The following is a 25748-nucleotide window of genomic DNA, read 5'->3' on the forward strand; positions in this document are numbered from 1 at the left end:
CTAGTGGGGTCTTCATATGAGCGGGTCTGTGTTTAGTGAGAACTACTTCCGAGTTAGAGGGGAGTAGTTTTTTTAATGAGGTATAACTTCAAGACTTAATCGATACTCAAGGAGAGACTTACGGTAAAATTATGTATTTAACAGGAGTTTTACACGCTATGAAGAATACAATTAGTATTAAGTACTTTTTTAAGCTCTTGAATACTTGGTCTTTAATTAAAACAAGAAATGACTACGAGAAAGGTGGTAAATTACCATGGATTTTCTTGTAAGTATACTAGTTTTACTCATTACTGGAGGGTTATTTGTATCGCTCCTAATGCTATTTATTAAATTAATTATTAAATGGGCGAAAAAACAATAATAATTCTTCTTGTACTTTCTGGAAGTAATATTTCATTTTGTGTATAAGCCTTATCAATGCAGCATTGTTTATTAATAGCCATGGGGGCTGTACCATTAAAGTGATCAAGCCTCAACGGTGCTGGAATATAGTAAGTAAGAAGATAATGTAATGATAACTCAAACGTAAATAGGGAGTGGTAGCATGGATTTAATGATTACTATTTTTGAAAACGATACATATACCGATTATGCCTTTGGAAAAGAGCTGAAATTAGAATTTAAGAAAATTGACCGTGAAATTATCACTCTTGAGAGTAATAAAACAAAAGAACGAGTAGGATTCAAAAAGAAAGATATGAGAGTGGTAAATGTGAAAATGGATGGGGAAGAGATAGAAGATCCAGATCAATATAACGACACAATTTCAAAAGCGGTTGTCCAAGCAACAGAAAATTTGTCGCTCGAATTAGATGGACTGGTATAAATCTAGATAAACCGTTCGGAATCCTTCCAATCTTTAACGTTCAGAAAAATAAACCGTTTATTTTTTTCTGTGCAGGAAAAATAGGAAAAGAGACACATAAAATGAAAGGAGGTATATGTTGTTAAATGAATATGAAACATTTTACTTTCGAAGGGACCTAACATATTTGACCTATTTATTGCTAAAAAGCAATGAAAGTTCGAGGGAGAAGCAAATTCGAAGCGAAATTGAGTTTGTAAGAAGGATATTAAGTAAAGCTAGTTGATGACAAACAACCTTCAAATTAGTTCTGTAACCAAAGCATTGTATGTAAGCAGGAACCGAACGAGTATTCGAATCCAAACTATTCGAAGCCGTTCGGTTTTAATCTATTTGTGAACGTCATGCCTAATCTTCACCCAATCACCCATACATATATTCCGATCCTTTTGCATCCTAATTAATTGTGACAAGCATAAGAAAAGAAAGGTGATATTCCGTACTTATCAATTGATAAGTGAAGGGCTATTGTGTTATAAAATAAGAGTCAAAACGAAAAAAGGAGACTCTAATATGTTGGATTGGATTTTAAAGCGGTCTAAGCTCTTTATACTTTTTATTGTATTGTTTGTTATAGTAGGAGTGTTTACTTTCTTTCAACTACCACAGCGGGAAATTCCTGAAACGACAGCGAATGTGAGTACAATTAACACCGTCTATCCTGGTGCTACGGTAAACACAGTAGAGCGGTCGATTACAAACCCAATTGAAGACGCACTACGATCAGTAGATGGTATTGCCGAATTAAACTCGACTTCTTCAGCCGGATTTTCTAATGTAGTGGTAGAAGTAGAAGAGGGAGCGAGTAGAGATGACGTATTTGCAGACATAAATCAAGCTGTTTCCAGTGCATCAACGTCCTTCCCGGATGAGGCACTTGAACCAGAAATTAACGAATCGATGTCACAATCATCTATTGTCTCCTACCATCTCACAAGTGATACACGTGATAACTTACTCTCATTAGGAAATGAATTGAACAATTGGAAAGACGAAGTAGAAGCCTTACCAGGGGTTGCAGGTGTAACCGTCAAAGGATTACCTGAGGAACAAATCCTGATTAGCGTAAAGCAGGAGGAGTTGAAAGAAGCAGGGCTTAATCCGGGTGACTTGCAAACTGCCATTAATAATGAGTATTCTCCTACACCTCTAGGTAAGCAGGATATGGAGGAGGAAGTGGTTCAGCTTTCGGTAGATAACTATGATTCCTTGGAGCAGATGGAAGAAGTCTACGTTGGGAAAAATCCAGGTGGCGATGCTGTTTACTTAAAAGACATTGCAGATGTGGAGGTTAGTTCAAAAGAGCTTGAAGATCTTATCACATTTGAAGGAAAGCCTTCTATTTCCTTCACGGCTTACGTGAAGAAAGGTGAGGATATTCCCACTGTTGATGAACGAGTAGCTACCAAAGTGGATGAGCTTGCAGAAGGTCTTCCTTCTACTGTACAACTTGAGTCATATTATTCGCAGGCATCCATTGTAACGAATATTTTTGATGGATTATTCCAATCACTTGCCATTTCAGTATTAGCCGTTATTGTTGCAGCAGCTCTTGGACTGTCAGCTTCTGGCGCATTGGTAGTAGCACTTGCTGTACCAATATCTGTTCTGACTGGATTAATTCCATTACAATTCACAAGCGTTGATCTTAATCAAATTTCTGTTATCGGAATTATTATAGCGCTTGGTATTATCGTGGATGATTCCATTGTTATTAATGATAATATCCAACGCAGGTACAAACTTGGGGACAAAGGATTAATGGGAGCAGTCAATGGTGTGAAAGAGATTTGGGTCTCCATCGTAACTTCTTCTCTTGCCATTGTATTTACTTTCCTGCCACTTATTTTTCTATCCGGAGGAAACGGTGCATTTATCCGCGCCTTACCAACAGTGTTGATATCAACCATTATTGCATCAACGTTGGTAGCACTTGTCTTTGTGCCGATTTTTCGTTATTTATTTAACCGTCGATCTAAAAAACCTATGTCAGACGCACCAGGCCTTGTTGGAAAGCCTTTAAATAAGCTTGCAGACTTGTATGCCGATAAGCTTTTAAATAAGTTTTCCAAGAAGCCACTTATTGTTTCTATTATTGGGCTTATTTTTACAACCGCAATCTTCGGGTTAGTCTTGTTAACGCCATTTGAATTCTTCCCACCAGCAGATAAGGAAGAAGTAACGGTAGACATTACACTTCCAATCGGCACACCTCTTGAAGAGACGCACGATGTGCTTCAAGACATGGAAGAAAGATTACAAACAGATGAAGGTGTTTATGAAACAAGTGTCTTTACAGGTACAGGGACTCCTGGTCTCTTTAATAGTTCACTATCGAGGACTGGTGAGAATACCGGTCAGATTGTAGCCAGAGTAGATCGGGAAAATCAAACAACTCAAGGGCTAATTGATGACTGGACAGACAAACTTCGTAGCGAATACCCTGACGCTGAAATATTTATGGATACGATACAGCAGGGACCACCAGTCGGAGCTCCTGTCACCGTTACGGTGAGCGGTCCTAAGATGGAGCAATTAATTGAACTTAGAGATGAACTAACGAAAGATATTGAAGGATTAGAGACTGATATTGTGGTAGATGATGTAGGTGAATTTGAACCATCAATAGAATATGTCCCGAACCGCGAGGCGCTTGAAGAGAATGGCATTAGCATCAATCAAATTAGCCAGCAAATACGGTTAGCGACAGAGGGAATTCCGCTTAGCTCATTTGATGATGGTGTGGTTAAACGAGATATGAAGATCTTACTTGATGGCGAGGATACGATTGATCTTTCTAAGCTAGAAGTTCCTGCGGCATCGACAAATGGCCGACCAGAGCTTATTTCGCTGGATGAGCTTGTGACCCCAGAAGAGGGAGAGAAACTGCAAATCATTCCGCATATTGATGGCGAACGTTCCATTACGCTTCGGGCCTTTCCGGAAAATGAGGAGAATTATGAAGCAAACGTAAATGATATTGTAGAAAAACAAAGGGAGCAGCTTGATGATTCTGATTATAGCATTACATTAGGTGGAGAAAACGAAGCGCAAAGCGATTTCTTTATAGAAATTACCGTACTCTTTATTATCGTGCTTTTCCTAGTGTATCTCTTAATTGCTTTTCAATTTAATTCCCTTTCGTTACCGTTTCTTGTTCTTGTTGCAGTGTACCTGGCAATATCGGGCGCCATCCTGGGTCTATTTGTTACCCAAACACCAATTAGTTTCCTAGGTGTGATGGGAATGGTCTCCTTAACAGGTATTGTGGTGAGAAACTCGATTGTGTTAATTGAATTTATTGAACAATCCTTGAAAAAAGGAATGGATGTAAAAGAAGCAGTGATTGAGTCTGGACGTGTGCGACTACGACCAATCCTTTTAACCGCCATTACGTCGATTGTTGCCTTAATTCCAGTAGCTGTAAGTGGAGATGCTCTCTTTACACCACTTGCCGTGACGATTATATCTGGTATTCTCTTCTCGGCAATCTTAACCTTGATTATGGTACCAATGCTTTACCTCGTGTTCTATCGTTTTAGAAGAAAGAAAACAGACAGCGAAACGATATAATGACTTTCAAAATGAATATAAAATAGGCTTAAGGATCCGTAAATAACGAATTTTGTTATCTATCATAGGGATTAAAAAGGGCTATCAAATTGTAAATTAATTTGATAGCCCTTTTTTATATTACGAGGCGTTTTCTTCGTTGGCAAGTTTATTTCCTTTATAGATAAAATAAAGAGCAATGATCATAAATAGTAATGCAGCATAACGTTTACTATCTAAAGGGACTACTAAACTGTTGAACCAGCCGAAATTGTCAATAAGAATACCGATAACAAGCTGACCAATAATAACGGTAATATTTGTTGCAATAACCCCAATTTTAGGAACAGCGGCTATGATAAAAAGTAAAAACAACACTCCTAAAAATACAGCACTTAATTGCCATTTAGGTACTTCCAGAATGGAAAGAAGATTTCCATGCCCAAAAAATAATATTAAAATTGCTAGAAACATTGTTCCAGTTATAAAAGTTAATAGTGTCGTTTCAATTGTTCCTGCTTTACGACCGAATGTGCCATTAACAGCGGATTGTGCGCTTAATGTAAGACCACCTATAAAGGTGAATAGGACCATTAATATACCCAATTTCAGACCTCCTAGTAAACTAAAATAAGAGCTATCACCATTGAAATAACAGCTAATATTTTTTCATTATTGATTCTAGATTTCTTGCTTCCAAGCCAACCATAATGTTCAATCACAATACTCATAACTAATTGACCAATAATTACTGCAACCATAGTTATTCCAACGCCAACAAATGGAACACTTATTACAATTGACGTCAAATAAACAACGCCCAAGACACCACCAAGTAATGTCCATTTAGGTGCTTCTACGACATACGAAAGTTTACCTTTTCCAAAGAATAGCCAAAGTAAACCTAGGATGATGGAACCAACAAAAAAGTTATAAAAGCTAGTTTCCAGTTTTCCTATCGTTTTTCCTAATTCGCCGTAAATAGCTCCTTCAAAACTGAGCGCAGTCCCTGCTAATAATGCTAATATATACGAAATGTAACGCATTAAATTATTTCCTCCTGAATTCTTTATATTTAGATATCTAGAATAATCGATATATAGTGTTAAAAAAACAAAAATCAACCAACTCAGATTTCTGTTTTTAGAAATTCAGTAAACTGGTGAATGGCTTCTTCGTTTCTTCGATAATACGTCCACTGACCATACCGAACAGATTCAAGAAGACCAGCTTTCTGCATCATATTTAAGTAGTGAGATACCGTAGATTGAGAAGCTTCGGCTTTTTCTTGAATGTCTCCTACACAAACTCCCCCTTTGTAACTTACCTCCTTTGGCAGGTGAGCACCTTGTTTAGGAAAATGCTTCTCTGGTTCCTTCAACCACTGTAAGATGTTAAGTCTCGTTTTGTTTGATAGCGCCTTAAACACATCGATTGTTTCCATAGGCCATATTATATATCGAATTTATTCGATATGTCAATTAGTAGAAGTTAAATGTATCATCCGTGTCTTGGTCGAAATAGATCGTTGTAGTAGCTCGATCTTAAACTAACAATATTTTACAGTGGAATAGGATTCAACGTCGAGGACCTCTTGTTTCCCGTCATGCTAGTTTGATATGCTAGTAGAAAGATACATAAGATATTAGGGGGGGAATAGGTTGTACAAAATTTTTGTAGCTATAGGGATTATGGCTACTATAACGTTAGTAGGTTGTGACTTAAATCAGCAGGAAAACATAAAAGAGGTTACAATGGCTGAACTCAGCCAGCAGCAAGAATTGGAGAAAGAGGAAATAGTTCTCGATAAAGATGAAGTAAGCGATAAAGCAGAATCCGCCAGTTCTGACGCTGAGAACAAAGACCAAAATGCCAAAGAAAAGGCAGAAAATACAACGAGTGCGAACAAATCAGAAACCGACAAACCTGAAGAGCCGGAAATTGTAGAAGAGGCAAAAAGTGAAGAGACAGAAGAAACAGCTCCTGAAGAAAAGACGGAGGCAGAGGGGTCAGTTGCTACAGAGAAAGAAACGGAAAAACCAGTTGAAACGTTTAATCACTATCCACGAGGGCAATTTGCGGTGGATGGTAACACGGGCCAGACAGTGGAAAATGCGACTGGTATTATTACAATCGAAAAAGCCACATCTGCTAGCAGTGTGAAGGTCGGGCCTCTGAACATACAAATTAAAAATGTCAGTCTTGTCAGTGGGGAAGTAACAGAAGAGTCGATAGCTGGTATTTCGGGTGATGAGGTGAGGTTCTTGCAAGTCGACGCCGTTTTACAGAACACAAGTGATCTTCCCATTCGTTTCTTTTTTGCAAGCACTACAATTGGTATGAATGGCCACCAGTTAACCGCTCATGATATGTTCAGTGGCAGGACAGACGGAGATTACACCAGTACGACACCAAAGAATGCCACGTTGGTATACATGTTAAATGAAACCCACCCACCTTCAGAACAAATCAACAATGTAACAATTGATATTACTTCATCTCCTAAAATTATAGAAACAGAAGAAAGCGTTGGAAATGGAACGTCGGTTGATGTTTCGTTTTAAGAAGCAAAACCACTACACTTCAAGACAAGTAGTGGTTTTGTTTTATCATTTAATCATTTTGTCTTCGTGTAACACTTCTTCCATGTACTCTTTTCCCCATTCATACATTGCATCCAAAATAGGCATTAGTCTGGTTCCATACTCTGTTAGCGAGTATTCTACTTTTGGTGGAACAACAGGATAGACTTCACGGTGTATAATATAATGCGCTTCAAGTTCGCGTAGTTGATTCGTCAACATTCGTTGGGTGATCCCAGGCATAAGGGTTTTTAACTCACCAAACCGTTTCGTTCCTTTTTTTCCTAAATGCCAAATGATTAGCATTTTCCATTTACCACCTATGACAGAAAGAGTTAATTCCTTTTCACAGTTAAAGGTTTTTTCAGCGAAATTAGGCAAGTTTATCAATCCCTTTCTTTTATTTAAATGGAGTTGGACAGTATACTTTTTTGCACTATCTGTAATGAAAGTGCGTACTTCTCAATTCATTTTATAGAAAGTATAATCCTTTTTAAGCAGCTGAGTAAATCAATTCGTTTTTGAGCATTCTATTCTTGCTGTAAAATATTATGATGTAAAGGGGATATAAAAAGATGAAATTACAGTTAGCGTTAGATCTAGTAAATATACCAGAAGCGATTGAACTTGTAGCTGAAGTTCAAGATTCTGTTGATATTGTAGAAATTGGAACACCTATTATTAACAAATTTGGCCATGAGGCTGTTCGTAAAATAAAAGAAGCGTATCCAAGCTTAACAGTGCTTGCTGATGTGAAAATTATGGACGCAGCTGGTTATGAAGTAGAGCAAGCTTCAAACGCTGGTGCCGATATTGTTACGATCCTTGGTGCAGCAGAAGATAGCTCTATTCGTGGAGCGGTAGAAGCAGCAAAAGAAGCAGGAAAAGAAATTCTTGTAGACATGATTGCAGTGAAGGATATTGAAACGCGTGCTAAAGAGCTTGACCAGCTTGGAGCAGATTATATCTGTGTTCACACTGGGTATGACCTCCAAGCTGAAGGCAAGGATTCCTTTGAGGACCTACGTACGATTAAAGGTGTTGTTAAAAATGCGAAAACAGCGATTGCTGGTGGTATTAAGCTTGAGACACTTCCGGAAGTAGTTAAAGCTCAACCAGACCTTGTTATTGTGGGTGGCGGTATCACTTCAAAAGAAGATAAAAAAGCGGCAGCAGCCGAAATTAAAGAACTAATTAACAAAGGGTAATGGAAGATGAAAACGACGCAATACTTTGAAGAGATTATCCGTGAACTAGAAAGTACAACGCAGGCTATCTCAGAAGAAGAGTCTGAGAAATTAGTCGAGGCTATCGTTGCAGCTAATAAAGTATTTGTAGCTGGCGCAGGACGCTCTGGTTTTATGGGGAAATCATTTGTCATGCGCATGATGCACATGGGAATTGATGCCTATGCAGTTGGAGAAACGGTAACGGCCAACCTACAAGAAGGTGATTTACTAATTGTGGGGACAGGTTCCGGTGAAACGAAAACGTTGGTGCCCATTGTGGAAAAAGCTAAGAGCTTAGGTGGTAAAGTAGCGGCCGTAACGTTATCACCACAGTCAACGATCGGAGAGCTTGCTGATCTTACTGTTGTTCTACCAGGTGCGCCGAAAGATCAGGAAGAAGGCCAATATAAAACCATCCAACCGATGGGATCTCTCTTTGAACAAACCTCCTTACTCTTTTATGATGCTGTAATTCTGCGTTTTATGGAGAAAAAAGAACGGAATTCAAAACAAATGTATGGCAAGCATGCTAATTTAGAATAGAAATTAAAAAAAGAAGCTGCACCCTGAATTTTGGGTGCAGTTTTTTGAAGACAACTTTTAAAGTCTTGTCGACTAAATTAAAATCAGCAAGGCCCTGTTATCGTTATACCACTACATTGCCTCCTTGCTTGTTTCATCTTCTTTTACGCCTTCATCTAATTTACGAATGCCAAAGCCATTCGTGTAAGGGGCTAGAAAACCATATAAAGCAGAAAACACAATGCCACCTAAGTTGAAAATTGCCCATGGGAGAAATTCAAAGTTTCCTACACCAAGCGTTGTTGCCATGAATACACCTGAGACTGTCCAGGGCATGAGAGCTTCCGTAATGGTAACTGAATCCTCCATACTTCTAGATAGATTTGTTGGGTGAAGGTTTCGTTTTTTATATACGTCGCCATAAATGTCGTTGATCAAGAAATACGTGACAAGGGCGTTTGATGTACAATTAATAACCGCAAATCCAGTTATGAGGGAGGCGAAAATCACACTTCCAATTGATTTTAGATACGTAATAACTTTTTCAAGGATAACGTTAAGTGCTTGTGAGACTTCCAATGCAGATGCGAAAAAGAAGGCACAGAAAACGAAGAACGTCGCATTATACATCGAGTAGAGTCCACCACGGTTAAGTAGTTCCTGAATATCTTCTGAAATAAGGTCTGGTGAAACTGCAAGCATTTCTATATTGAACCCTTCGACAGCTGCGGTGAACAAATTAGCAACACTGGCACTTTGGAAAAAAAGTGCGATGAGCATAGCTGTTATAGCCGAACAAAATAGAACGATCAATGGATTCTTTTTCATAAGTGATCCCGTAATCACGATGACTGCTGGAAGCAACACGACGGGATTAAGGATGAATAGCTCACTAATTCCTGTCAGCATTTCATCTATACTGTTTAACTGACCAGGTGATGAGTCTATTTGAAGTCCAACAAAATAAAAAACAATGATAGCAACAATAGATGAGGGGACAGAGGTGTATAGCATATGTTTAATGTGTTCGTATAAATTGGAACCTGCAGCAAGTGAACTCATATTGGTTGTATCCGATAAAGGAGAAAGCTTATCTCCGAAATACGCACCGGAAACGACAGCACCTGCAGTAACCGCTAATGAAAGATCCATTGTCTGGGCAATACTCATAAGCGCAACACCAATCGTCCCGGCAGCGCCCCAGGAGGTTCCCGTACAGGTGGAGACGATGGCCGTAACCAAAAATGCTAGTACATATAAATAAGCAGGATCAATGATTTCCAGCCCGTAATAAACGAAGAACGGGATAGTTCCTGAAATCATCCAGGTTCCAATAAGCAGACCAATACTGAATAAAATTAAAATAGCTGGCAAAGCAGTCTTGATTTTTTCTCCCATCACGGTAATGATTTTTTCCCATTTATGACCGTATAACCCAGCAAATATTGCGAATACGACACCTGCGAAAATAAGCATCAACTCAGCTTGAAACTTGAGCACACCAATACCGATAATAAAAATTGCGAGTGCGAGGACAATAGGAACCATGGCCATCCCGACGGTAGGCCGTCTCACTTCATTTTGACTCATTTTAAATCTCTCCCTTTAGTAAGATTTAATCGTTTGCACGGCTTGAAATCCTTTTTCTAAGTCAGCGATTAATAAATCAGGCCCTTCTAGTCCGATCGAAAGCCGAACCAGTCCGGGGCTTATTCCTTGTGCTTCGAGATTAGAAGCATTATCACGTTTTATTGGTGCATTAATTAAACTCTCGTACCCTCCCCAGCTAACGCCAATTTTGAAAACCTTCATTTGATTGATGAATAAGGCAACTTTCTCAAAAGCCCCTTCTTTCAATTCAAAGCTTAATAGCCCAGAAAAACCGGCCATTTGCTCTTTTACGATAGGATTGTCTGTTTGTAAACTCGGGTGGTGTATAAAAGTGATCTCCTCCTTTGTTTTTAAATAGTTAATTAATTGCAGTGTATTATATTCATGTTGTTTCATTCTTATAGGTAGTGTACGTAAACCTCTTAGAATTAAAGAGGCATCATGCGGTGACATAACCGATCCATTGAGTTGAAATCCATATTTAGAAATTTGTTCGATTAATTCTTCGTTCCCTATCACTGCTCCGCCTACTACGTCACTGTGACCACCGATGTATTTCGTTAAGGAATGGATAGAAAGGTCAAAACCTAACGTCAACGGTTTTTGGAAAATGGGAGTGGACCATGTGTTATCAATTGCTGTAATAATCCCATGCTGCTTTGCAATAGTAGAAATACTTTTCAGATCGACTACTTTCATTGTCATCGTGCCTGGGCTCTCCACGTAAATTAACTTGGTATTTGGTTGAATGTCGGCTTCCACTTCTTCCCCTGTGAAACTATGTTCAATTCCAAAACGTTTAAGATGCTTTACTAGTTCCTGTGTCGGACCGTAGATCGTGTTAACGAATAACACATGATCGCCTTTTTGAAGGAGAGAGAGGAATACCGAGCTGATGGCCCCCATCCCCGAACCGAAGCATTTACACCTATCCCCACGCTCAAGCATGGCTAGTTTTCTCTCGAGAATTTCGGTTGTCGGATTGACTCCGCGTGTGTATACGTAATTCTCCCTTTCAGCTGATTGCGCTTTTGTAAACGCTTCAAAAGTTTCGAACGCAAATAAGCTGGTTTGATAAATGGGAGGGGAGACCGCTCCGTGGTGCTTTTCTGGTGTGTCAAAAGAGTGTGTGCATATTTGTTCATCTGTGTATGACAAGTTGTATGAACCCCTTCCTAAGTTGATGAAATTATTCCGGTGCAACCGTCCGTAAAACTCCCGCTGGTGGAAGTTTCACTTTATCGTATCATACTTTCAACCTGTATGAAAGGTTTAATTTTTCAGATAATTAATAATTGAGAAGTTTTTTGTGATAAAGTAAAGAGAGAGTAATGTAAGCTATACAAAGAGCGGTGTTGAGGTGAAAAATGGAAGCAATTAAAAAGAAACGATTATCGGAAATTGGTGCAAAAGAAATTAAAAGGTATATAAAAAGAGAGAAACTTAAAAGTGGGGATAAACTGCCGTCCATAGCTGAATTGGTGGGGATTCTTCAAATTGGAAGGTCGTCGTTAAGAGAAGCTCTACAATTATTGGAAACTCAAGGAGCTATTGAGGTTTTAAACGGTAAAGGAACTTTCATTAAAGATATGAAGCCTTTCCAAATTCAACTATCCTTTGAAGTAGAGGATGAGAAGAATTTTCTGCTGGAAGTGCTTGAGGTACGAGAGGCGTTGGAAGGAAAGGCTGTCCAATTAGCTGTGCACGCAGCGAATGAAGAAGATATTAAAAGAATGCAGGCCCATTTAAAAAACTATGTTCAATTTATTAAGGAAGAGAAAAGAGACGAAGCAAACCATGCTGATGCAAACTTTCATCAGGCAATTTATCATGCATCTAAAAACACCATGCTGGAAAGCATGATCGACTCAGTCTGGGAAACCTTCCATAAGTTTTGGAATGGGCCTTTTGGAAAAGAGGATATTTTCGACGAAAGCTACCCCCACCATGAAACGTTACTTCAAGCGATAAAAGAGCGGGACACAAATAAAGCAGAAATTGCGTTCGAGAAAATCATGAAATCAGTAAGAGATTCGATTGTGGAGATTCGTGCTTAAACGTTACTTCAAATAAATCTTAGGGACATCTTCTATTCGTATAATTGACAATGATATTCATTATCAATTATCCTTGAAATAGACATTATATAAGAGGAGATGTTTGTGTAACCATCATGCAACAAAAGGCCCGTAATGGCGAAGAAGAAGCCGTTTTAATTATTCGCTGGGAATCTGAAGAGCATTGGAAGCAATGGGAAAGAAGCGACGCCCATTTAGCTGGCCATAAAGCAAGAGCTGGCCAACCAAAGCCTGAGTATATTATTCGTCAAGAAGGCGGAAAATATCAGGTTAAAGCAGTAAAAGAAGGCCGCAACACCTAATCCCTAATACCAGTATATTTGAAACGGAAAATACGTTTAAAGTAGAATCGAGGGAAGAAAATGAGTAAGATACTAGTAGTATATTCGAGTATGTCAGGAAACACGGAATTGATGGCAAAATCTATTGGTGAATATCTAACAAATAAAAGTCACGATGTAGTTACCAAATCATTCGATTTTGACAACGTAGAAGTAAAAGAGCTATTAGAGTATGATGTTGCTTTAATTGGTACTCTGACTTGGGTCGAAGGCAGTCTGCCATTTGATGTTGAAGATTTTTATGAGGATATGAGAAACATAGATTTAACTGGAAAAATTATTGGTGCCTTTGGATCAGCGGATTCACAATATGAAATATTTGGGGGAGCTGCTGACATTATTGCAGATCGTGCGGAAAGTTTAGGTGCTCATGTCCTTCCTAAAAAACTAACGATAGACTTGGAGCCAAATGAACAGGATCTAAAAGAGTGTCATGAATTAGCAGAGATGGCGAATAAAGCTCTTCTCAATAAAACAATCTTATAACCCTAAGTTGGAATGGTCTTGTGTTAGTGTTATGACGTTCCAAAAAAGGGGAGATCCTTGGCAAAATGCACGTCATCAACACTACATAATAAGTTAATTTAGTGAATGAAAGAGGCTGGGACGTTATGTCCCAGTCTCCTCTACTTTAATAATTATGAGATGTGCGGTATCTATTACCAAATCCGATATCTTTTTTAAGAATGTAGATATGGAAGAAGTATTCACCTAAAGCCATAACGATGGCTGCGATAACAGCTGCTAATGCCATTGAACCTACAGAAAGACTTGTAAAAGCCATTCCTAAAAGCCAAATTATCACAAAGGCCATGCCAAGGTCTGCCATTGTTGCCATCATATTTGATGTCTTAGGTAGGATAAGTACGTCTCCTAATAGATAAGAAAGTGCGCCGAGAATTAGGGTAATAAGTAGTACATTACCAAACGTAATTCCAAACCCAACTCCTAAAACTAAATAGAGGACAACGAGAGACATTACACCTTTTATTGCTAGTGCTTTACCGTGTTCCATCATAATTCCTCCTTCGTTTAGTTGGTTTTTCAAAGTGTTTACGTTTTATTACTTTTTATCCTCGTTTGGAGGGGTGTTGTGCATATAGGATGGTGCCGGATTAAGCACCGGCTTCTTACCATGTGAAACTGGCTTGCTTACATATTCAAAGTTTGCTGCACCGTCTGGAGCTTGTTTACCAACAAAGTCTAATTTTTCACTGTCATTTCCTTCAGAGAAGTTAATCAGCTGATGAGAAAACTCTGTTGCTTCCCAGTCTGCTGGTACAGTACTAGGGACGATAACGCCTTCTTTTGCTTCAAGTTCTTTAATGGCTGCAATCCACTGATTTTGGTGCATTGTATCACGTGCTAAAAGGAAAGAAAGTAATTCTTTAACGCCACGGTCATCTGTCATTTCATAAAGTCTAGCAACCTGAAGTCTACCTTGTGATTCTGCATTTAAGTTTGCGCGCATGTCTGCAAGTAAATTTCCGCTAGAAACAATATATCCAGCATTCCAAGGTACACCTACACTATTTTCTGGTGCTGCGCCGATTCCAGATACGATTGCGTGATGTGGGTTCATATCACCCATTACGGCGCCGATAACTGGATCTTTCGCTGCTTCTTCCTGTGCTTGTACTGGAGCTTTGTCTAATAGTCTAGCAACCATCGTTGCTAACATTTCAACGTGTCCAATTTCTTCCGTACCAGTATCCAAAATTAAATCCTTATATTGTTCGTTCCCTCTAGTATTCCAACCTTGAAAGAGATATTGCATGGCTACTGACATTTCACCATACTGACCGCCTATAACTTCCTGTAGTTTTTTAGCAAATACGGGATCTGGACGGTCTGGCTTAGCATCAAATTGAAGTTCCTTCTTATGGTAAAACATGAAATATTCTCCTTTCTGTTGTTGTTCACTATTCTATTCCTCTATTAAAAAATTTCAAACCAAAGAAATATGAAAACATGACTATTTAATAGCTGAAAAGCGTCGGATAAAGCTCTGTTGGAAGTGATAGTAGAGGTGGTTTTTAATAATTGTAAAAAGAGGAGACCTTCTCTAAAAAGGTCTCCTCCCAACGTTAATGTCGATGTTGTATGAGGTCAATTGTTCCTAAGACCACATGGGCTAATCCGAAGCCGAAAATGGTGTTTGCCAACATGTCATTGGCGTTCTTTTGCTTTTTTAGAATATAGCCTGTCGTTGTGACGACGGTTCCTAGTGTGGTTGGAATAAAGCCTTCGCGAATTTCCATTCAATCTCCTCCTACATCGAGTTATGGCACATGACGTACCAGTAAGTAGTATCACCATTTAAGCAAATAGGATGCTTGCTAATAAAACAGCCCAACGTTATGATTTGAAAGATGTTGATAGAAAATAAAACGGTTGACCGGAAGTAATGATAGGCCATTTATTTAGCAGTTTTTTGCAATCAAAGTTTAAGGGAAAAGAAAGTGGTGTAAAGATGAACGCGTATATTTGGTTAACGATGGCTATTTTATTTGAAGTTTTTGGGAGTTCCATGCTTAAAGTTTCCAATGGATTTAAGAGGTTAGTTCCAGCGATAGGGGTTATTGTCGGAATGGGATTTGCTTTTTATTGTTTATCCATTGCCTTAAAAACACTACCTCTGGGTAACGCCTATGCCATATGGGCTGGTCTTGGCACGGCTTTAATTACCTTGGTAGGAGTTGTTTTTTGGAGAGAGAAGTTGAATTTAAAAAAGGTTGCGGGACTTATATGTATCATTACAGGCGTTGTCTTACTTAGGCTGGCTAATCCGGGCCATTAGAATAGAGGAGATAAATAATGAAAAAGGGTTATATTGCGTTATCCATTGCGATTATTAGTGAGGTATTCGGTACGACGATGATTAAATTATCTAACGGATTTACAGAAATGCTTCCCCTATTTGGAGTTGTGGTAGGGTTTGGTTCAGCACTTTACTTTTTATCTGTCTCTCTTAAAGAACTCCCTCTGAGTTTAGCTTACGCCATTTGGTCCGGAGTAGGTACAGCATTAACAGCTATACTTGGTATTGCAATTTGGCAGGATCCTTTTAATGCAATTACGTTTGTAGGGATGCTCCTAATTGTTGGTGGAGTCGTTTTAATGAACGCTTCAACAGGGAAAGAACAAGAAACAGAACCTTCTCACTAGTACTTGGCGAAAATTTAGAACACTACAAAGGGGAGAAGTTAAATTGGGAAAAGATATTCTAAAAAATGACTGGGCTCCATTGCTCCAAGACGAATTCTCAAAAGATTATTACCAAGAGCTACGAACATTTCTGAAAGAGGAGTATGCAAAGCACACCGTCTATCCAAAGAAGGAAGACATTTTTAATGCGCTTCACTTCACTCCGTATGAAGAAGTAAAAGTAGTCATTCTAGGACAGGATCCATATCATGGTCCTAACCAGGCACATGGCTTAAGTTTTTCCGTGAATCCACAGGTAAGTGTTCCACCATCTTTGCGAAATATTTTTAAAGAGCTGCAGGACGATTTAGATGTCCCCATACCAAATCATGGGTATTTGATCGATTGGGCAGAACAGGGAGTGTTGCTCCTAAATAATGTCTTAACGGTCCGAAAGGGACAAGCGCATTCACATAGAGGTATGGGCTGGGAGGGGTTTACAAATCGGGTGATCGAGACGTTGAATAATAAAGAGACCCCAGTAGTATACATTCTGTGGGGATCAGCGGCTCAGAAAAAAGAGGCACTGATTGATACAAACAAGCATTATATAATAAAAGGGCCTCACCCAAGTCCATTGTCTGCTTATCGTGGTTTCTTTGGAAGTAAACCATTTTCTCGTACAAACGAGACACTAGAGAAGCATGGATTAAAAGGGATTGATTGGTAAAAATGTGGAAGTGTAATCACCTTCAAAGTTATTTTCACTGTTTAATGGGGTTACAATCAATTCCTAAGGCATTAGCAGGCTTTTAACATGTATTTTCTGAAAAAGTCTTTGATTGACTCATCGAGTCCGATCAAAGACTTTCTTTATATATAAATAATAAGAGAGAAGTAGGGGGACAATAGTAGAAAAGACGAGGGATTTGCTTTTATGAATACTTTACTATCTGAAATTAAAGCGACTTTTGAAGATAATGATGACTTTTTTCTGCAACCACTGAATATAAAAGGCATCGAACTTGTTTTTATGGGACTAACAAGCCTTATTGATCTCCCAAAGTCCATTGAAGCTTTGGAAGATAAGTTTGAGAAAAATTCAACAAAAAAAGAAATTCTAATGCAATTAAATAACAATGGAGAGAAAAAAGCGACTATAGCAGAAATAAGTTCTTCTGTCATCGAAGGAAAGCTCCTCGTTCTTGTTAAGTCTAAAGCAAATGTTGTTGCTTTAAAACCAATAGGTAAAAGCCTATCCAGATCTGTTGAATCATCAGAAAATGAACAGGTTTTACAAGGTCCCTTAGTAGCTTTTACAGAAGAACTAGATACAAATATCGGGATTTTAAGAAAGCAATTACCTACAGTAAATCTTCTTGTGAAAAATTATACAATGGGTAGGGATATTAAAAGGAAGTTGTCCCTTCTTTACTGTAAAGGAACAGCAAATCAAAAATTGCTAGACTCCATTATGGCTAAAGTTGAAAGTTCTCAGGAAAAAGAAATCAATAGTATTCAGGATTTAATAAAGGCAATGGGTATGCGTTCTAGTAGTATTATTGCGCCATTTAAGATAACGGAATTACCGGAAGAAGCAGCACATTCTTTATTAAAAGGAAAGATTGTGCTATTTTTGGATAATTTACCATTTGCGTTAGTTTTACCGGGTGTTATTTGGGATCTATTTATCCTTGAAAATGATCGAAATTTTACCTACCCACTGATGCTTGCCATAAGGTTGCTGCGCATCGTTGCTATCATTGTGTCGCTAATCGTACCTGGTCTGTATGTAGCTTTGGTAGCAGTAAATCCAGAGGTCCTGAGGATAGAGCTAGCCCTCTCTATTGCACAAAGTAGGGAAGGTGTACCTTATCCTGCCTTTGTAGAAATGTTGTTCATGCTTATTATTATGGAATTTATTATTGAAGGGAGTATAAGACTTCCTAAAAGTATTGGTCCCACAATAACGATGGTAGGAGGAATTATCATAGGCCAAGCAGTCGTGGAAGCAAAATTAGTAAGCAATATTTTAATCATATTTTTGGCTGCTGCAACTATCGCCAACTCGACCATTATTGGTTTTCAAAACGCTGCCGCTATCCGACTATGCAAATATATTATCTTAGTTTTTGCGGCACTATACGGTGTGCTGGGAGTCCTTGCAGGAATCTTCATTATTGCAGCATACCTTGCAAGTATACAGGTTTTTGGCATTTCCTATCTATCGTTCAATTTGGTGAAGGAGGAAGGTAAAAGTGGATAAAAGTCTTCAAATAACAGTTTTTTATATTCTTACACATATGGGACTAATCTTTTTCTTGTACCCTGCAAACATTATAGAAAGTACAGCATCAGCACATTGGATTCCTATATGTGTAGGACTTTTCGTACATCTTTTAATTGTTATTATTTATCTAAAGGGACTTCAATTCTTTCCTAACAAAGATATTGTTTCTATTTATACTGCTTCCGGGATACTAACAACATTTCTATTTCTTCTGCCGATAGGAGTGTATTTTTTAATGATAAATATTATTACAGTTCGAGCGTACTCCGAAATCATTATGATTATTTTTTTATCGAAGACACCTCTCTGGGCAATTATGGCGTTACTATTATTTAGCGCAACTTATCTTGCCTGTAAAGGAGTGAAAGCTATTTTTCAGACGGGGCTAGTATTGGCAATTTTAGTTATGCCTTTCATACTGTTTACCATAGTAGCTTCTCTTCAGAATGTGGATTGGCGTTATATCTACCCTCTATGGAATGATGACTTCTCTTTTTTTACTAAATCCGTCTATTATAAGAGCTTTTTCGCTATTGGTGGGTCCTTTTTATTTCTTGGTTTTGTCCACCCTATTTTGCCTTACCGCCCCAAAAGAGTCTTACTTAGCGTGATAGCTATCCTTCCCCTCTTTTTAATTTCTGTTTACCTTCCTGTAATGACATTTGGACAAGCTACCTCTTCCCACTTTTTATTTCCCTATGTAATGACGGTAGATGCAATCTACTTACCATGGCTTATGTTTAATCGAGTGACCATGTTCTTTCTCTTAGGTCTGGTTATCTTCATAACATTATTTATGGCGCTTGTATTGTGGAAAACTGCTAGAATTGTGCATGCTTTCTTACCTATACGAAATCAAGGTTTCCTTTTAATCCTATTAGCAATATTTATCTTTAGTTGTGCTATGTTTATTGCGGATTGGAAAGGGATTGAAAAGATCTTTGGTTGGAACACACCTCTACGATTTTATGTTGTATTTAGTGTGCCAATATCCGTTCTTATACTGGGTTTAAAGCAAACAAAGGGAGAAACCTCGTTATGATAATCAGAAAAATATCTTTTATCTGCTGTCTGCTCGTATTATTAAGTGGTTGCTGGGACAATAAAGATATTAATCATCGGTTAATGCCAGTTGTTTTGGGAATTACAGGGGATGATGATCAATACAAGGCTTATTTGCAAATCCCTAAGCCAGAAGAGGATGGAGTGGGATCACAGACTATAACAGAGACGGGATATACTATCAATCAAATTGTAGATAAAATAAGTGTGAATATGGAAAGTAGTATTGATTTACTGCATATTAAGGTAATTATTATAGATAAAGAACTTGCAGAGAAAGGGATATTAGACCTTATCACAGGGTTTATGAGATCTAGAGATATTTCCTCCAAGGCCCTAATGGTGGTTAGTGAAAGTAATTTAGATGACTTGTTTTCAGAGATACCGCAGTATACAGCACCAGATGGTTCCATTTTATTGGATTACTTTGAAAAAAATGCAGGATGGGAACCGCAGATTGCACTTACAAGAATTTGGCAAGTGTACAGAAGTATACATTCGTATACCAGAGACGTTGCCATACCATTAATAGGAATGGGTGACAATACTTTTTTAAATCATACGGGTTCCGCTATTATAAAAAACGGGAAAATGGTAGGTGAAATTAATACTGATGAGACTTTGCTATATAACGCCTTTAGTGGACACAGTACAAGTGGGAAAATAGAAGTTTTAGATGACGCCAGTGTGATGATTCTAGGTAATCAATTACACATTAAGAATAAGTTTGAAAACGAGATACCATACCTTACCACAGCAATTTCGTTTAAAGTAATGATACTGGAAACGAAAAACAATCCATCAGCAGAAAAAATAAAGAAAGAGGTCGATAACCTTCTCTTAAGTCGTCTTGAAGGTTTAATAGAAAAGTCTCAAAAGAATGAAGCGGATATTTTAGGGATTGGTCAATACTTTAGAAAGGAAATTTCTAGAGACAAGCTGAAGAATTGGCGATCCAACTATTTTATGGCTTTAAATTGGAATTTAGATGTTAAAGTAGATATCCAGAATGCCGGGAATTTGAAAATACCTTCTAAATAATTGAAGCCCATAAGCCAAATGAAAATTTGGCTTGGACTCGAATCAGCGGGAACTAATAATCTATAATAGACCTTCCTGTTCATATAAATAGTCATATGGGATATCAATAAAAATAAATACTTCCTCTGATATAGGGAAGGAGTATGTCCTTATACGTTCATCTCGTTCAATATCTGTATATAGGTCGGAGAGTATACCTTTTTTCTCAATGTTCATGCGGACAATATTTTCAAAAAAGTAAGGACGCCAGCTCCAGTTCTTTTGTCTTCCTTCATAATGGAGTTTCCACTCGCCGTCACTATTTTTCTCTGCGTTGGAAGAAAGTTGGTAACCGGCTTGATTACATATGTAAACACGGAATGTAATAGGATCACAGTCATTAGCAATGGTAAGTATTGTTTTATCATAGTGGTCTTCCACGTTTAATTTTTTTAGGCTTTTACTTAGTTGGTTGTTTATTGATTCCGTTAAATCAAGCTGGGCTTTCATTTTTTTCTGCTCAAAGGTGATGAAATGGTGAAAATCTTTTTTTATTTTGCCCTTACAACAATCTGTCGCTACAAATTCAGGCAGCTCTTGTGCGAAGTATTTTCCCTGGTAGTAACGACCACCGTTTCGCCAAGCATAGTTTAATTGTTGAAAGGTTGCTATGCCTTTAAACAGCAGTGTAGCACCAATTTTTCTTGAGAACATAGAGAGTAAATGGTGCACATCTTGATAGAGATGTGGTAATGCATCATTTTCTAGAAAAGAGGTATCTACTTTTAAGATATTTGGTTTAATCATCGCCAATCGTTCCAAGTTTCCATTTTGGTTCCCTGCATCATCAATTGCCAGGCGTATGCCAAGTGTTTGGATATAGGCTAGTAGGTGTTTGTAAGAGTCAATGTGTTTGATCACATAGTCTGCAGATAGTTCTAGCACGAGCCTGTTTAAGTTTAAACCTCGTTCTGCGTATGATTGCAATAGATTTAGTAATGTTTCTCCATTATCATTTAATAATAATTTTGCATTATAATTAATAAATAAAAGCGTTGATTGTTCTGTATGGAAAAAGAGGTCTAAGGCTTTTTGTTGGATAATCGTGTTCAATTCCAGACGAAATTCGCTCGGAATAGAATCGTCCTTAAAAAACCAATCTAGACTGAGCTTTTCAGAATCTTCGTAGTAGGGTTTTAACTCGTAGCCAATAATTAATTGATTTTCGGCACTAATAATCGGCGAAAAATATGGAACAACTTGCTCTTGATTCATCATGATATCTAAAGGGTCCAAATCGATCACCTCCATCTCTGGTTATATGTATTATAGCATGAGAGAAGGAGGATTTCTTTAATTTCAATTGGTGTAGTTTCAGATTGAATTGCTAAAATATCTCTTTCTAGATGCATCATTAAACTTCTTCTCATTTTCTCTCTCTTTAGAGAGCGGTTTAAATCCTCATACTCCATATTGGTTTCTCACTCCCTGCCATTTCATATTACTAATCTCAATAGTATATTTTGATTGGCCAAGTATTGGGTGGGGAGGAGTAACAGGACTAACTAAATAGGGGGAAGAGCATATAAAAAAGGATAGGAGTCTCCCTTTCCAGAAGACTTCTATCCTTATTTTTTTGCTTTTTCTAGTTTTAAAAATTGCATGCGCTCATTAAAAAGGGTGGGGTAGGATAAATATCCTAGCATAATACTTGTCACAACGGCTGTCGTTAGAAGGAGAAAAAGGATCAGTAATTGAAATAAAACTGCCTGTAAAGGATCTGCTCCAGCTATTATCTGCCCGCTCATCATTCCTGGTAGCTGCACAAGTCCAATTGTTTTCTGACTCTCAATTGTCGGAATGGTGCTTGCTTGAATCGATGTGATTAATTGCTTATGGACTGCTTGCTTCGGCGTTCCGCCAAGGGAAAGAATAAGCTCAGTATCTTTTGATTTTGACTCCACCTCTGATATAAAACGATTTAGAAACAATATGGAAAGCACCATGGAGTTTCCGATAACCATACCACTAATCGGAATAATGTACTGGGCAGTGGCAGGTGTTATGCCTAGGCCTAGTAGAATTCCTTGTGTTAGTATCTCAACTGTAAAAAAGGTAAGAATGAGCTTCCATGTAATCCCTTTAATTTGTACGCCTTTTTTTCTAGCGTTTTGTGTTGCTGCAGCTATCATAAGAATAATCATAAGTAGGATATAGATAAGATATTCCGACTCGAAAACAAATTGCAGAACATATCCTACAGCGAGAAGCTGAATAATAGATCGTACTGTAGCAATCAGTGTATCTTTTTCAAGTCCCAAATTTAATGTCTTGGACAATACAAGAGGAATAATAACAAAGATTAGTGTAATAGCCAGTGATACATAACTCATGAATTGTCTCCTTTCACAAAAAGCCTGACTTCATTGTTTTCAGGTTCGTCTAAGAGAGAGCTTTTTCCAGATTCAATGAGTTGTCCATCTATTAACACCCATGTATAATCCCCGATTGTTCGCGCTTGTTGAAGGTTGTGTGTAATCCATACAATAGTCGTGCCATAATGTTTATTAATCCTTACAATTAACGCTTCAATATCTTGTTGGGAAACTCTATCTAGAGAAGAAGTAATTTCATCCAGAAGTAATATAGAAGGGCGGTTTACGAGTGTTCTAGCTATCGATAGCTTTTGCCGCTGTCCACCTGATAAATCGTTTGTACTCTGGTCAGTAATAGTAATCGGAAGACCTACGAGTTGCAGTAATTCTTGCGCCTTTTCCTCTGAAAGATCCTTGCCTTGTAAAGTTAGGGGCATAGCAAGGTTTTCATATACTGTTCCGTCAATCATGGTTGCATCTTGCAAGGCAAAGCCAACCATTCTTCTTAATTCAACAGGTGGATAGGTTCCAATTTCTTTTCCCGCGATTAGTATTTCACCTGTATCCGCTGTATGTAGCCCATTGCATAATTTAAATAAGGTTGATTTACCTGCCCCAGAAGGCCCTACAAGCGTGGTGATTTTTCCTTCATAAAAAGTCCCGGAAAGGTTCTGTATGATGGTTTTTCCTTTAACAGAAAAGGTGACATTATTCCATTGAACTGCTGCATTTAATGATTGCATTTTTTCACTTCCTTTAGAGGTTGTTCAAAAAGTCCAGTAAAAATGACACATCGGTACTGATGACCTTCGACTAAATTCCGACACGTCCTGTGTCGAACGTCGAAGTCACCACATCCTGTGGAAGCTCGTTGGCTTGCTTTTCCGTTCCTCACGTATTAATTGCATACGTTCCGGTACTCAAAGCTACGCCGCCTCGAACTTCTCGGTCCTTTTTATCCTCCTTTTTGAACACGCACTTTTCGTGCAAATACGCTGCACTTTTCCTATTATGAGAATATCCATAGCGTAACATGTATGGATAAAAGAAAAAACTTCCACTATTTATTAGTAGCGGAAGTTCTTATATCCCCTATATTAGGTATCACCAAACGCTGCTTCACCAGTCCTCACCTTCTGTTGCTTTTAGGGTCGAAAGCATCTCTAAGGCCATCTCCAATAAAATTAATGGCAAGCACGGTTAAAAGGATGGCTAATCCAGGAGGAATCCAAGCTTCTGGATGATCGCGTAAAATACGTATGTTCTGTGCTTCTGAAATCATATTCCCCCAAGTAGGAGTAGGTTGCGGAATGCCCATTCCAATAAAGCTTAATCCGGATTCCACTATAATCATTGTTGCCATTAAGAGCGTTGCATTTACAATAATTGGTCCAATAGCATTTGGAATAAAATGCTTAAAAATAATCCGTAAGTCATTCGCCCCAATTGCCCTGGCACCAAGGATAAATTCCTGTTCTCGTAATGATAGGAAGGTCCCCCGCACAATTCTCGTTAAGGTCGGCCAGGCTGTTATGGCGATAACTGTTACAAAAATACCAACCGTTACTTTTTCAAGAATGGCAATAATAGTAAGAGCTAAAACGAGAAATGGTAATGCTAGGACAAGATCTGCTGCACGCATTATCATATTATCTACTTTTCCACCATAGTAACCTGCTACTGCTCCAGTAATGACACCGATTATAAGGGTGAATAACATAGCTGAAAACCCAACTGTAAGTGAAATTCTCGAACCATAAATTAGGCGTGCAAAATTATCTCTACCAGAGCCATCTGTGCCGAGTATATGATCTGCAGAAGGTGGCTTCTCAATAAGCATAAGATCCCCTTTTGTAGGATCATGTTCTGTTAAGAGAGGGGCAAATAAAGCGGCCAAAATAAAAATAACTAAGACCACAATACCTGCAAGGGCCAACTTGTTTTTAAAAAATCGTTTTCTTGCCAATGTAAAGGGACTCTGATTGTGTTTCTGAGTTAATGAAACTTGTATGTCTTCCGTAGAGTTTGCTTTCACATCATATCACCTCAATCATAGCGGATCCTAGGATCGACAATACTGTAAAAAATATCTGCCAGCAGGTTGCCAATAAGAATGGCTACACCTAATAGGAGTGTAATCGACATAATAACAGGATAGTCTCTATTTGTAATAGAGTTTATAAACAAGGTTCCAAGCCCAGGATAGCTGAAAACTTGTTCTGTTATAATGGCACCACTTAGTAATGTGCCAAATTCAAACCCCATTAAAGTGATGATTGGAATAATAGCATTTCGTAAGGTGTGCTTGTACAACACATTACGATCATTCATTCCCTTGGCTTTTGCTGTTCGAATATAATCACTGCCAAGTACATCAAGTACTTCTGATCGCATATATCGCATATAGGTAGCGGTCCCTGCAAGTCCAAGGGTTATTCCTGGGAGTACCATGTGATGGATACGGTTTAGGAACTCAGAAAAGCCCGTAATGTGTATGTTAGAGATGGTTCCTTGTGCTGGAAACCAACCCAATTTAATGGCAAACACATAAATGGCAATTAGACCAAAGAAAAAGTTAGGAATAGCCAGCCCTAAAAACCCGAAAGTGGTAGCACTATAATCAAGAGGGGAGTAGGGGTTTTTTGCCGAATAGATCCCAATTGGTATGGCTACAACTAAGGTAATGACAAGAGCGAACAAACCTAAGTAGACGGTATTGACAATTCTTTCGCTAATAAGGCTTTGAACATCACGACCTTTATAGTACATTGATTCTCCAAAATCCCCTTTTGCCATGGAAGTCGCCCAGCGAAAATATTGTACAGGGATAGGGTCGTTTAGCCCGAGTGCTTCTCGCTGCTCATTAAATACTTCAGGATCAACAGTTGGATCAAGAATCTTACCGGTAAAAGGGTCACCCGGCGCTGCTTTTGCTAGGGCAAACACAATGATGGACAGCATGATAAGCATCGGTATAAAAACAAGTATTCTTCTAATGATATATTTATGCATAAAAATCCCCCCCTATGAAGGAGGAGAGTATGCTCGCTGAGCATACTCTCTACTTTATT

General features: G+C 38.3%; 28 protein-coding genes. 14 read left to right on the top strand and 14 right to left on the bottom strand.

Translation table 11 applies throughout. The annotated features are described in order from the left end of the window. Nucleotides 1-547: 547 nt before the first annotated feature. Nucleotides 548-829, top strand: a complete 282-nt coding sequence (locus AC6CHS_RS15730; protein ID WP_498237543.1) for a hypothetical protein — start codon at nt 548-550, stop codon at nt 827-829. A gap of 552 nt (nt 830-1381) precedes the next feature. Further along, the gene (locus tag AC6CHS_RS15735) at nt 1382-4441 is read left to right on the top strand and encodes an efflux RND transporter permease subunit (protein WP_498237545.1); all 3060 of its coding nucleotides are present in this window, start codon (nt 1382-1384) and stop codon (nt 4439-4441) included. A 120-nt stretch (nt 4442-4561) separates the two neighbouring features. On the opposite strand, the gene AC6CHS_RS15740 is transcribed toward AC6CHS_RS15735, so the two are convergent. From AC6CHS_RS15740 to AC6CHS_RS15750, 3 genes are all read right to left on the bottom strand, one after another. Continuing rightward, the gene (locus AC6CHS_RS15740) at nt 4562-5026 is read right to left on the bottom strand and encodes a DMT family transporter (protein ID WP_498237547.1); all 465 of its coding nucleotides are present in this window, start codon (nt 5024-5026) and stop codon (nt 4562-4564) included. Nucleotides 5027-5037: 11 nt separating this feature from the next. Then, the gene (locus tag AC6CHS_RS15745) at nt 5038-5466 is read right to left on the bottom strand and encodes a DMT family transporter (RefSeq protein ID WP_498237549.1); all 429 of its coding nucleotides are present in this window, start codon (nt 5464-5466) and stop codon (nt 5038-5040) included. A gap of 83 nt (nt 5467-5549) precedes the next feature. Next, nucleotides 5550-5864: an ArsR/SmtB family transcription factor gene (locus AC6CHS_RS15750; RefSeq protein WP_058951154.1), complete on the bottom strand. Its 315-nt coding sequence runs from the start codon at nt 5862-5864 to the stop codon at nt 5550-5552. Between the two features lie 217 nt (nt 5865-6081). On the opposite strand from AC6CHS_RS15750, the gene AC6CHS_RS15755 reads away from it, so the two are divergent. Next, entirely contained in the window at nt 6082-6984 is a 903-nt protein-coding gene (locus AC6CHS_RS15755; RefSeq protein WP_498237551.1) for a hypothetical protein, read from the top strand. Between the two features lie 45 nt (nt 6985-7029). Here AC6CHS_RS15755 and hxlR read toward each other — a convergent pair whose 3' ends face one another. Continuing rightward, on the bottom strand, nt 7030-7383 hold the full coding sequence (gene hxlR / locus AC6CHS_RS15760; RefSeq protein ID WP_498237553.1) for a transcriptional activator HxlR: 354 nt from the start codon (nt 7381-7383) through the stop codon (nt 7030-7032). 194 nt (nt 7384-7577) lie between these two features. Between hxlR and hxlA the strand changes: the two genes are divergently transcribed. Together hxlA and hxlB are read left to right on the top strand one after the other, a co-directional pair. Next, entirely contained in the window at nt 7578-8210 is a 633-nt protein-coding gene (hxlA, locus tag AC6CHS_RS15765) for a 3-hexulose-6-phosphate synthase (protein ID WP_498237554.1), read from the top strand. 6 nt (nt 8211-8216) lie between these two features. Beyond that, nucleotides 8217-8774: a 6-phospho-3-hexuloisomerase gene (hxlB, locus tag AC6CHS_RS15770; RefSeq protein ID WP_498237555.1), complete on the top strand. Its 558-nt coding sequence runs from the start codon at nt 8217-8219 to the stop codon at nt 8772-8774. Between the two features lie 111 nt (nt 8775-8885). Here hxlB and nhaC read toward each other — a convergent pair whose 3' ends face one another. Continuing rightward, nucleotides 8886-10343 (bottom strand): Na+/H+ antiporter NhaC, encoded by a 1458-nt coding sequence (nhaC, locus tag AC6CHS_RS15775; RefSeq protein WP_498237557.1) that lies wholly within the window; start codon nt 10341-10343, stop codon nt 8886-8888. 15 nt (nt 10344-10358) lie between these two features. Continuing rightward, nucleotides 10359-11522 carry a trans-sulfuration enzyme family protein gene (locus AC6CHS_RS15780; protein WP_498237559.1) on the bottom strand — a complete coding sequence of 388 codons (1164 nt, stop codon included), beginning with the start codon at nt 11520-11522 and terminating at the stop codon, nt 10359-10361. 209 nt (nt 11523-11731) lie between these two features. Between AC6CHS_RS15780 and AC6CHS_RS15785 the strand changes: the two genes are divergently transcribed. The 3 genes from AC6CHS_RS15785 (at nt 11732) to AC6CHS_RS15795 (ending at nt 13269) form a co-directional block, all read left to right on the top strand. Further along, complete coding sequence (locus AC6CHS_RS15785) at nt 11732-12421, top strand: FadR/GntR family transcriptional regulator (protein WP_498237561.1); 690 nt, start codon at nt 11732-11734, stop codon at nt 12419-12421. Nucleotides 12422-12537: 116 nt separating this feature from the next. After that, nucleotides 12538-12744: an antibiotic biosynthesis monooxygenase family protein gene (locus tag AC6CHS_RS15790; protein ID WP_498237563.1), complete on the top strand. Its 207-nt coding sequence runs from the start codon at nt 12538-12540 to the stop codon at nt 12742-12744. A 60-nt stretch (nt 12745-12804) separates the two neighbouring features. After that, complete coding sequence (locus AC6CHS_RS15795; RefSeq protein WP_498237565.1) at nt 12805-13269, top strand: flavodoxin domain-containing protein; 465 nt, start codon at nt 12805-12807, stop codon at nt 13267-13269. Nucleotides 13270-13414: 145 nt separating this feature from the next. Here AC6CHS_RS15795 and AC6CHS_RS15800 read toward each other — a convergent pair whose 3' ends face one another. The 3 genes from AC6CHS_RS15800 to AC6CHS_RS15810 all read right to left on the bottom strand — a co-directional run bounded on the left by AC6CHS_RS15800 (nt 13415) and on the right by AC6CHS_RS15810 (nt 15044). Next, nucleotides 13415-13798, bottom strand: coding sequence for a DUF2512 family protein (locus AC6CHS_RS15800; RefSeq protein WP_498237567.1), 384 nt, complete (start codon nt 13796-13798; stop codon nt 13415-13417). Nucleotides 13799-13846: 48 nt separating this feature from the next. Beyond that, nucleotides 13847-14677: a manganese catalase gene (locus tag AC6CHS_RS15805; RefSeq protein ID WP_498237569.1), complete on the bottom strand. Its 831-nt coding sequence runs from the start codon at nt 14675-14677 to the stop codon at nt 13847-13849. A gap of 193 nt (nt 14678-14870) precedes the next feature. Further along, nucleotides 14871-15044, bottom strand: a complete 174-nt coding sequence (locus AC6CHS_RS15810; RefSeq protein ID WP_498237571.1) for an asparagine synthase — start codon at nt 15042-15044, stop codon at nt 14871-14873. A 173-nt stretch (nt 15045-15217) separates the two neighbouring features. On the opposite strand from AC6CHS_RS15810, the gene AC6CHS_RS15815 reads away from it, so the two are divergent. The 6 genes from AC6CHS_RS15815 to AC6CHS_RS15840 all read left to right on the top strand — a co-directional run bounded on the left by AC6CHS_RS15815 (nt 15218) and on the right by AC6CHS_RS15840 (nt 20323). After that, nucleotides 15218-15583: a DMT family transporter gene (locus AC6CHS_RS15815; RefSeq protein WP_443149691.1), complete on the top strand. Its 366-nt coding sequence runs from the start codon at nt 15218-15220 to the stop codon at nt 15581-15583. A gap of 17 nt (nt 15584-15600) precedes the next feature. Beyond that, complete coding sequence (locus tag AC6CHS_RS15820) at nt 15601-15951, top strand: DMT family transporter (RefSeq protein WP_498237573.1); 351 nt, start codon at nt 15601-15603, stop codon at nt 15949-15951. A gap of 43 nt (nt 15952-15994) precedes the next feature. After that, nucleotides 15995-16660, top strand: a complete 666-nt coding sequence (locus tag AC6CHS_RS15825; protein ID WP_498237575.1) for a uracil-DNA glycosylase — start codon at nt 15995-15997, stop codon at nt 16658-16660. 207 nt (nt 16661-16867) lie between these two features. After that, nucleotides 16868-18196 (top strand): spore germination protein, encoded by a 1329-nt coding sequence (locus AC6CHS_RS15830; protein ID WP_498237577.1) that lies wholly within the window; start codon nt 16868-16870, stop codon nt 18194-18196. Then, a complete protein-coding gene (locus tag AC6CHS_RS15835; RefSeq protein WP_498237579.1) occupies nt 18189-19262 on the top strand; it encodes a GerAB/ArcD/ProY family transporter in 1074 nt (357 codons plus the stop codon). Before AC6CHS_RS15830 ends, AC6CHS_RS15835 begins: the two co-directional genes overlap by 8 nt. Beyond that, nucleotides 19259-20323, top strand: a complete 1065-nt coding sequence (locus AC6CHS_RS15840) for a Ger(x)C family spore germination protein (protein WP_498237581.1) — start codon at nt 19259-19261, stop codon at nt 20321-20323. Before AC6CHS_RS15835 ends, AC6CHS_RS15840 begins: the two co-directional genes overlap by 4 nt. A gap of 60 nt (nt 20324-20383) precedes the next feature. Here the strand turns inward: AC6CHS_RS15840 and AC6CHS_RS15845 are convergent, their stop codons facing one another. From AC6CHS_RS15845 to AC6CHS_RS15865, 5 genes are all read right to left on the bottom strand, one after another. After that, nucleotides 20384-21598 carry an EAL domain-containing protein gene (locus AC6CHS_RS15845; RefSeq protein WP_498237583.1) on the bottom strand — a complete coding sequence of 405 codons (1215 nt, stop codon included), beginning with the start codon at nt 21596-21598 and terminating at the stop codon, nt 20384-20386. Between the two features lie 332 nt (nt 21599-21930). After that, entirely contained in the window at nt 21931-22695 is a 765-nt protein-coding gene (locus AC6CHS_RS15850) for an ABC transporter permease (RefSeq protein ID WP_498237585.1), read from the bottom strand. After that, nucleotides 22692-23420 (bottom strand): ABC transporter ATP-binding protein, encoded by a 729-nt coding sequence (locus AC6CHS_RS15855; protein ID WP_498237587.1) that lies wholly within the window; start codon nt 23418-23420, stop codon nt 22692-22694. The genes AC6CHS_RS15850 and AC6CHS_RS15855 overlap by 4 nt, the downstream gene beginning before the upstream one ends. A 386-nt stretch (nt 23421-23806) precedes the next feature. Next, nucleotides 23807-24712 carry an oligopeptide ABC transporter permease gene (gene opp4C, locus AC6CHS_RS15860; RefSeq protein ID WP_498237589.1) on the bottom strand — a complete coding sequence of 302 codons (906 nt, stop codon included), beginning with the start codon at nt 24710-24712 and terminating at the stop codon, nt 23807-23809. An 11-nt stretch (nt 24713-24723) separates the two neighbouring features. Next, nucleotides 24724-25689: an ABC transporter permease gene (locus tag AC6CHS_RS15865; protein ID WP_498237590.1), complete on the bottom strand. Its 966-nt coding sequence runs from the start codon at nt 25687-25689 to the stop codon at nt 24724-24726. Between the last annotated feature and the right edge of the window lie 59 nt (nt 25690-25748).

Source organism: Oceanobacillus sp. GQ8, from assembly GCF_059758495.1.

What these genes read in the sequence shown, in the direction of transcription:
- AC6CHS_RS15730 (WP_498237543.1), top strand. Translation starts at nt 548, where the DNA reads ATGGATTTAATGATTACTATTTTTGAAAACGATACATATACCGATTAT.
- AC6CHS_RS15735 (WP_498237545.1), top strand. Translation starts at nt 1,382, where the DNA reads ATGTTGGATTGGATTTTAAAGCGGTCTAAGCTCTTTATACTTTTTATT.
- AC6CHS_RS15745 (WP_498237549.1), bottom strand. Translation starts at nt 5,466, where the DNA reads ATGCGTTACATTTCGTATATATTAGCATTATTAGCAGGGACTGCGCTC.
- AC6CHS_RS15750 (WP_058951154.1), bottom strand. Translation starts at nt 5,864, where the DNA reads ATGGAAACAATCGATGTGTTTAAGGCGCTATCAAACAAAACGAGACTT.
- hxlA (WP_498237554.1), top strand. Translation starts at nt 7,578, where the DNA reads ATGAAATTACAGTTAGCGTTAGATCTAGTAAATATACCAGAAGCGATT.
- hxlB (WP_498237555.1), top strand. Translation starts at nt 8,217, where the DNA reads ATGAAAACGACGCAATACTTTGAAGAGATTATCCGTGAACTAGAAAGT.
- nhaC (WP_498237557.1), bottom strand. Translation starts at nt 10,343, where the DNA reads ATGAGTCAAAATGAAGTGAGACGGCCTACCGTCGGGATGGCCATGGTT.
- AC6CHS_RS15785 (WP_498237561.1), top strand. Translation starts at nt 11,732, where the DNA reads ATGGAAGCAATTAAAAAGAAACGATTATCGGAAATTGGTGCAAAAGAA.
- AC6CHS_RS15790 (WP_498237563.1), top strand. Translation starts at nt 12,538, where the DNA reads ATGCAACAAAAGGCCCGTAATGGCGAAGAAGAAGCCGTTTTAATTATT.
- AC6CHS_RS15795 (WP_498237565.1), top strand. Translation starts at nt 12,805, where the DNA reads ATGAGTAAGATACTAGTAGTATATTCGAGTATGTCAGGAAACACGGAA.
- AC6CHS_RS15800 (WP_498237567.1), bottom strand. Translation starts at nt 13,798, where the DNA reads ATGGAACACGGTAAAGCACTAGCAATAAAAGGTGTAATGTCTCTCGTT.
- AC6CHS_RS15805 (WP_498237569.1), bottom strand. Translation starts at nt 14,677, where the DNA reads ATGTTTTACCATAAGAAGGAACTTCAATTTGATGCTAAGCCAGACCGT.
- AC6CHS_RS15810 (WP_498237571.1), bottom strand. Translation starts at nt 15,044, where the DNA reads ATGGAAATTCGCGAAGGCTTTATTCCAACCACACTAGGAACCGTCGTC.
- AC6CHS_RS15820 (WP_498237573.1), top strand. Translation starts at nt 15,601, where the DNA reads ATGAAAAAGGGTTATATTGCGTTATCCATTGCGATTATTAGTGAGGTA.
- AC6CHS_RS15830 (WP_498237577.1), top strand. Translation starts at nt 16,868, where the DNA reads ATGAATACTTTACTATCTGAAATTAAAGCGACTTTTGAAGATAATGAT.
- AC6CHS_RS15840 (WP_498237581.1), top strand. Translation starts at nt 19,259, where the DNA reads ATGATAATCAGAAAAATATCTTTTATCTGCTGTCTGCTCGTATTATTA.
- AC6CHS_RS15850 (WP_498237585.1), bottom strand. Translation starts at nt 22,695, where the DNA reads ATGAGTTATGTATCACTGGCTATTACACTAATCTTTGTTATTATTCCT.
- AC6CHS_RS15855 (WP_498237587.1), bottom strand. Translation starts at nt 23,420, where the DNA reads ATGCAATCATTAAATGCAGCAGTTCAATGGAATAATGTCACCTTTTCT.
- AC6CHS_RS15865 (WP_498237590.1), bottom strand. Translation starts at nt 25,689, where the DNA reads ATGCATAAATATATCATTAGAAGAATACTTGTTTTTATACCGATGCTT.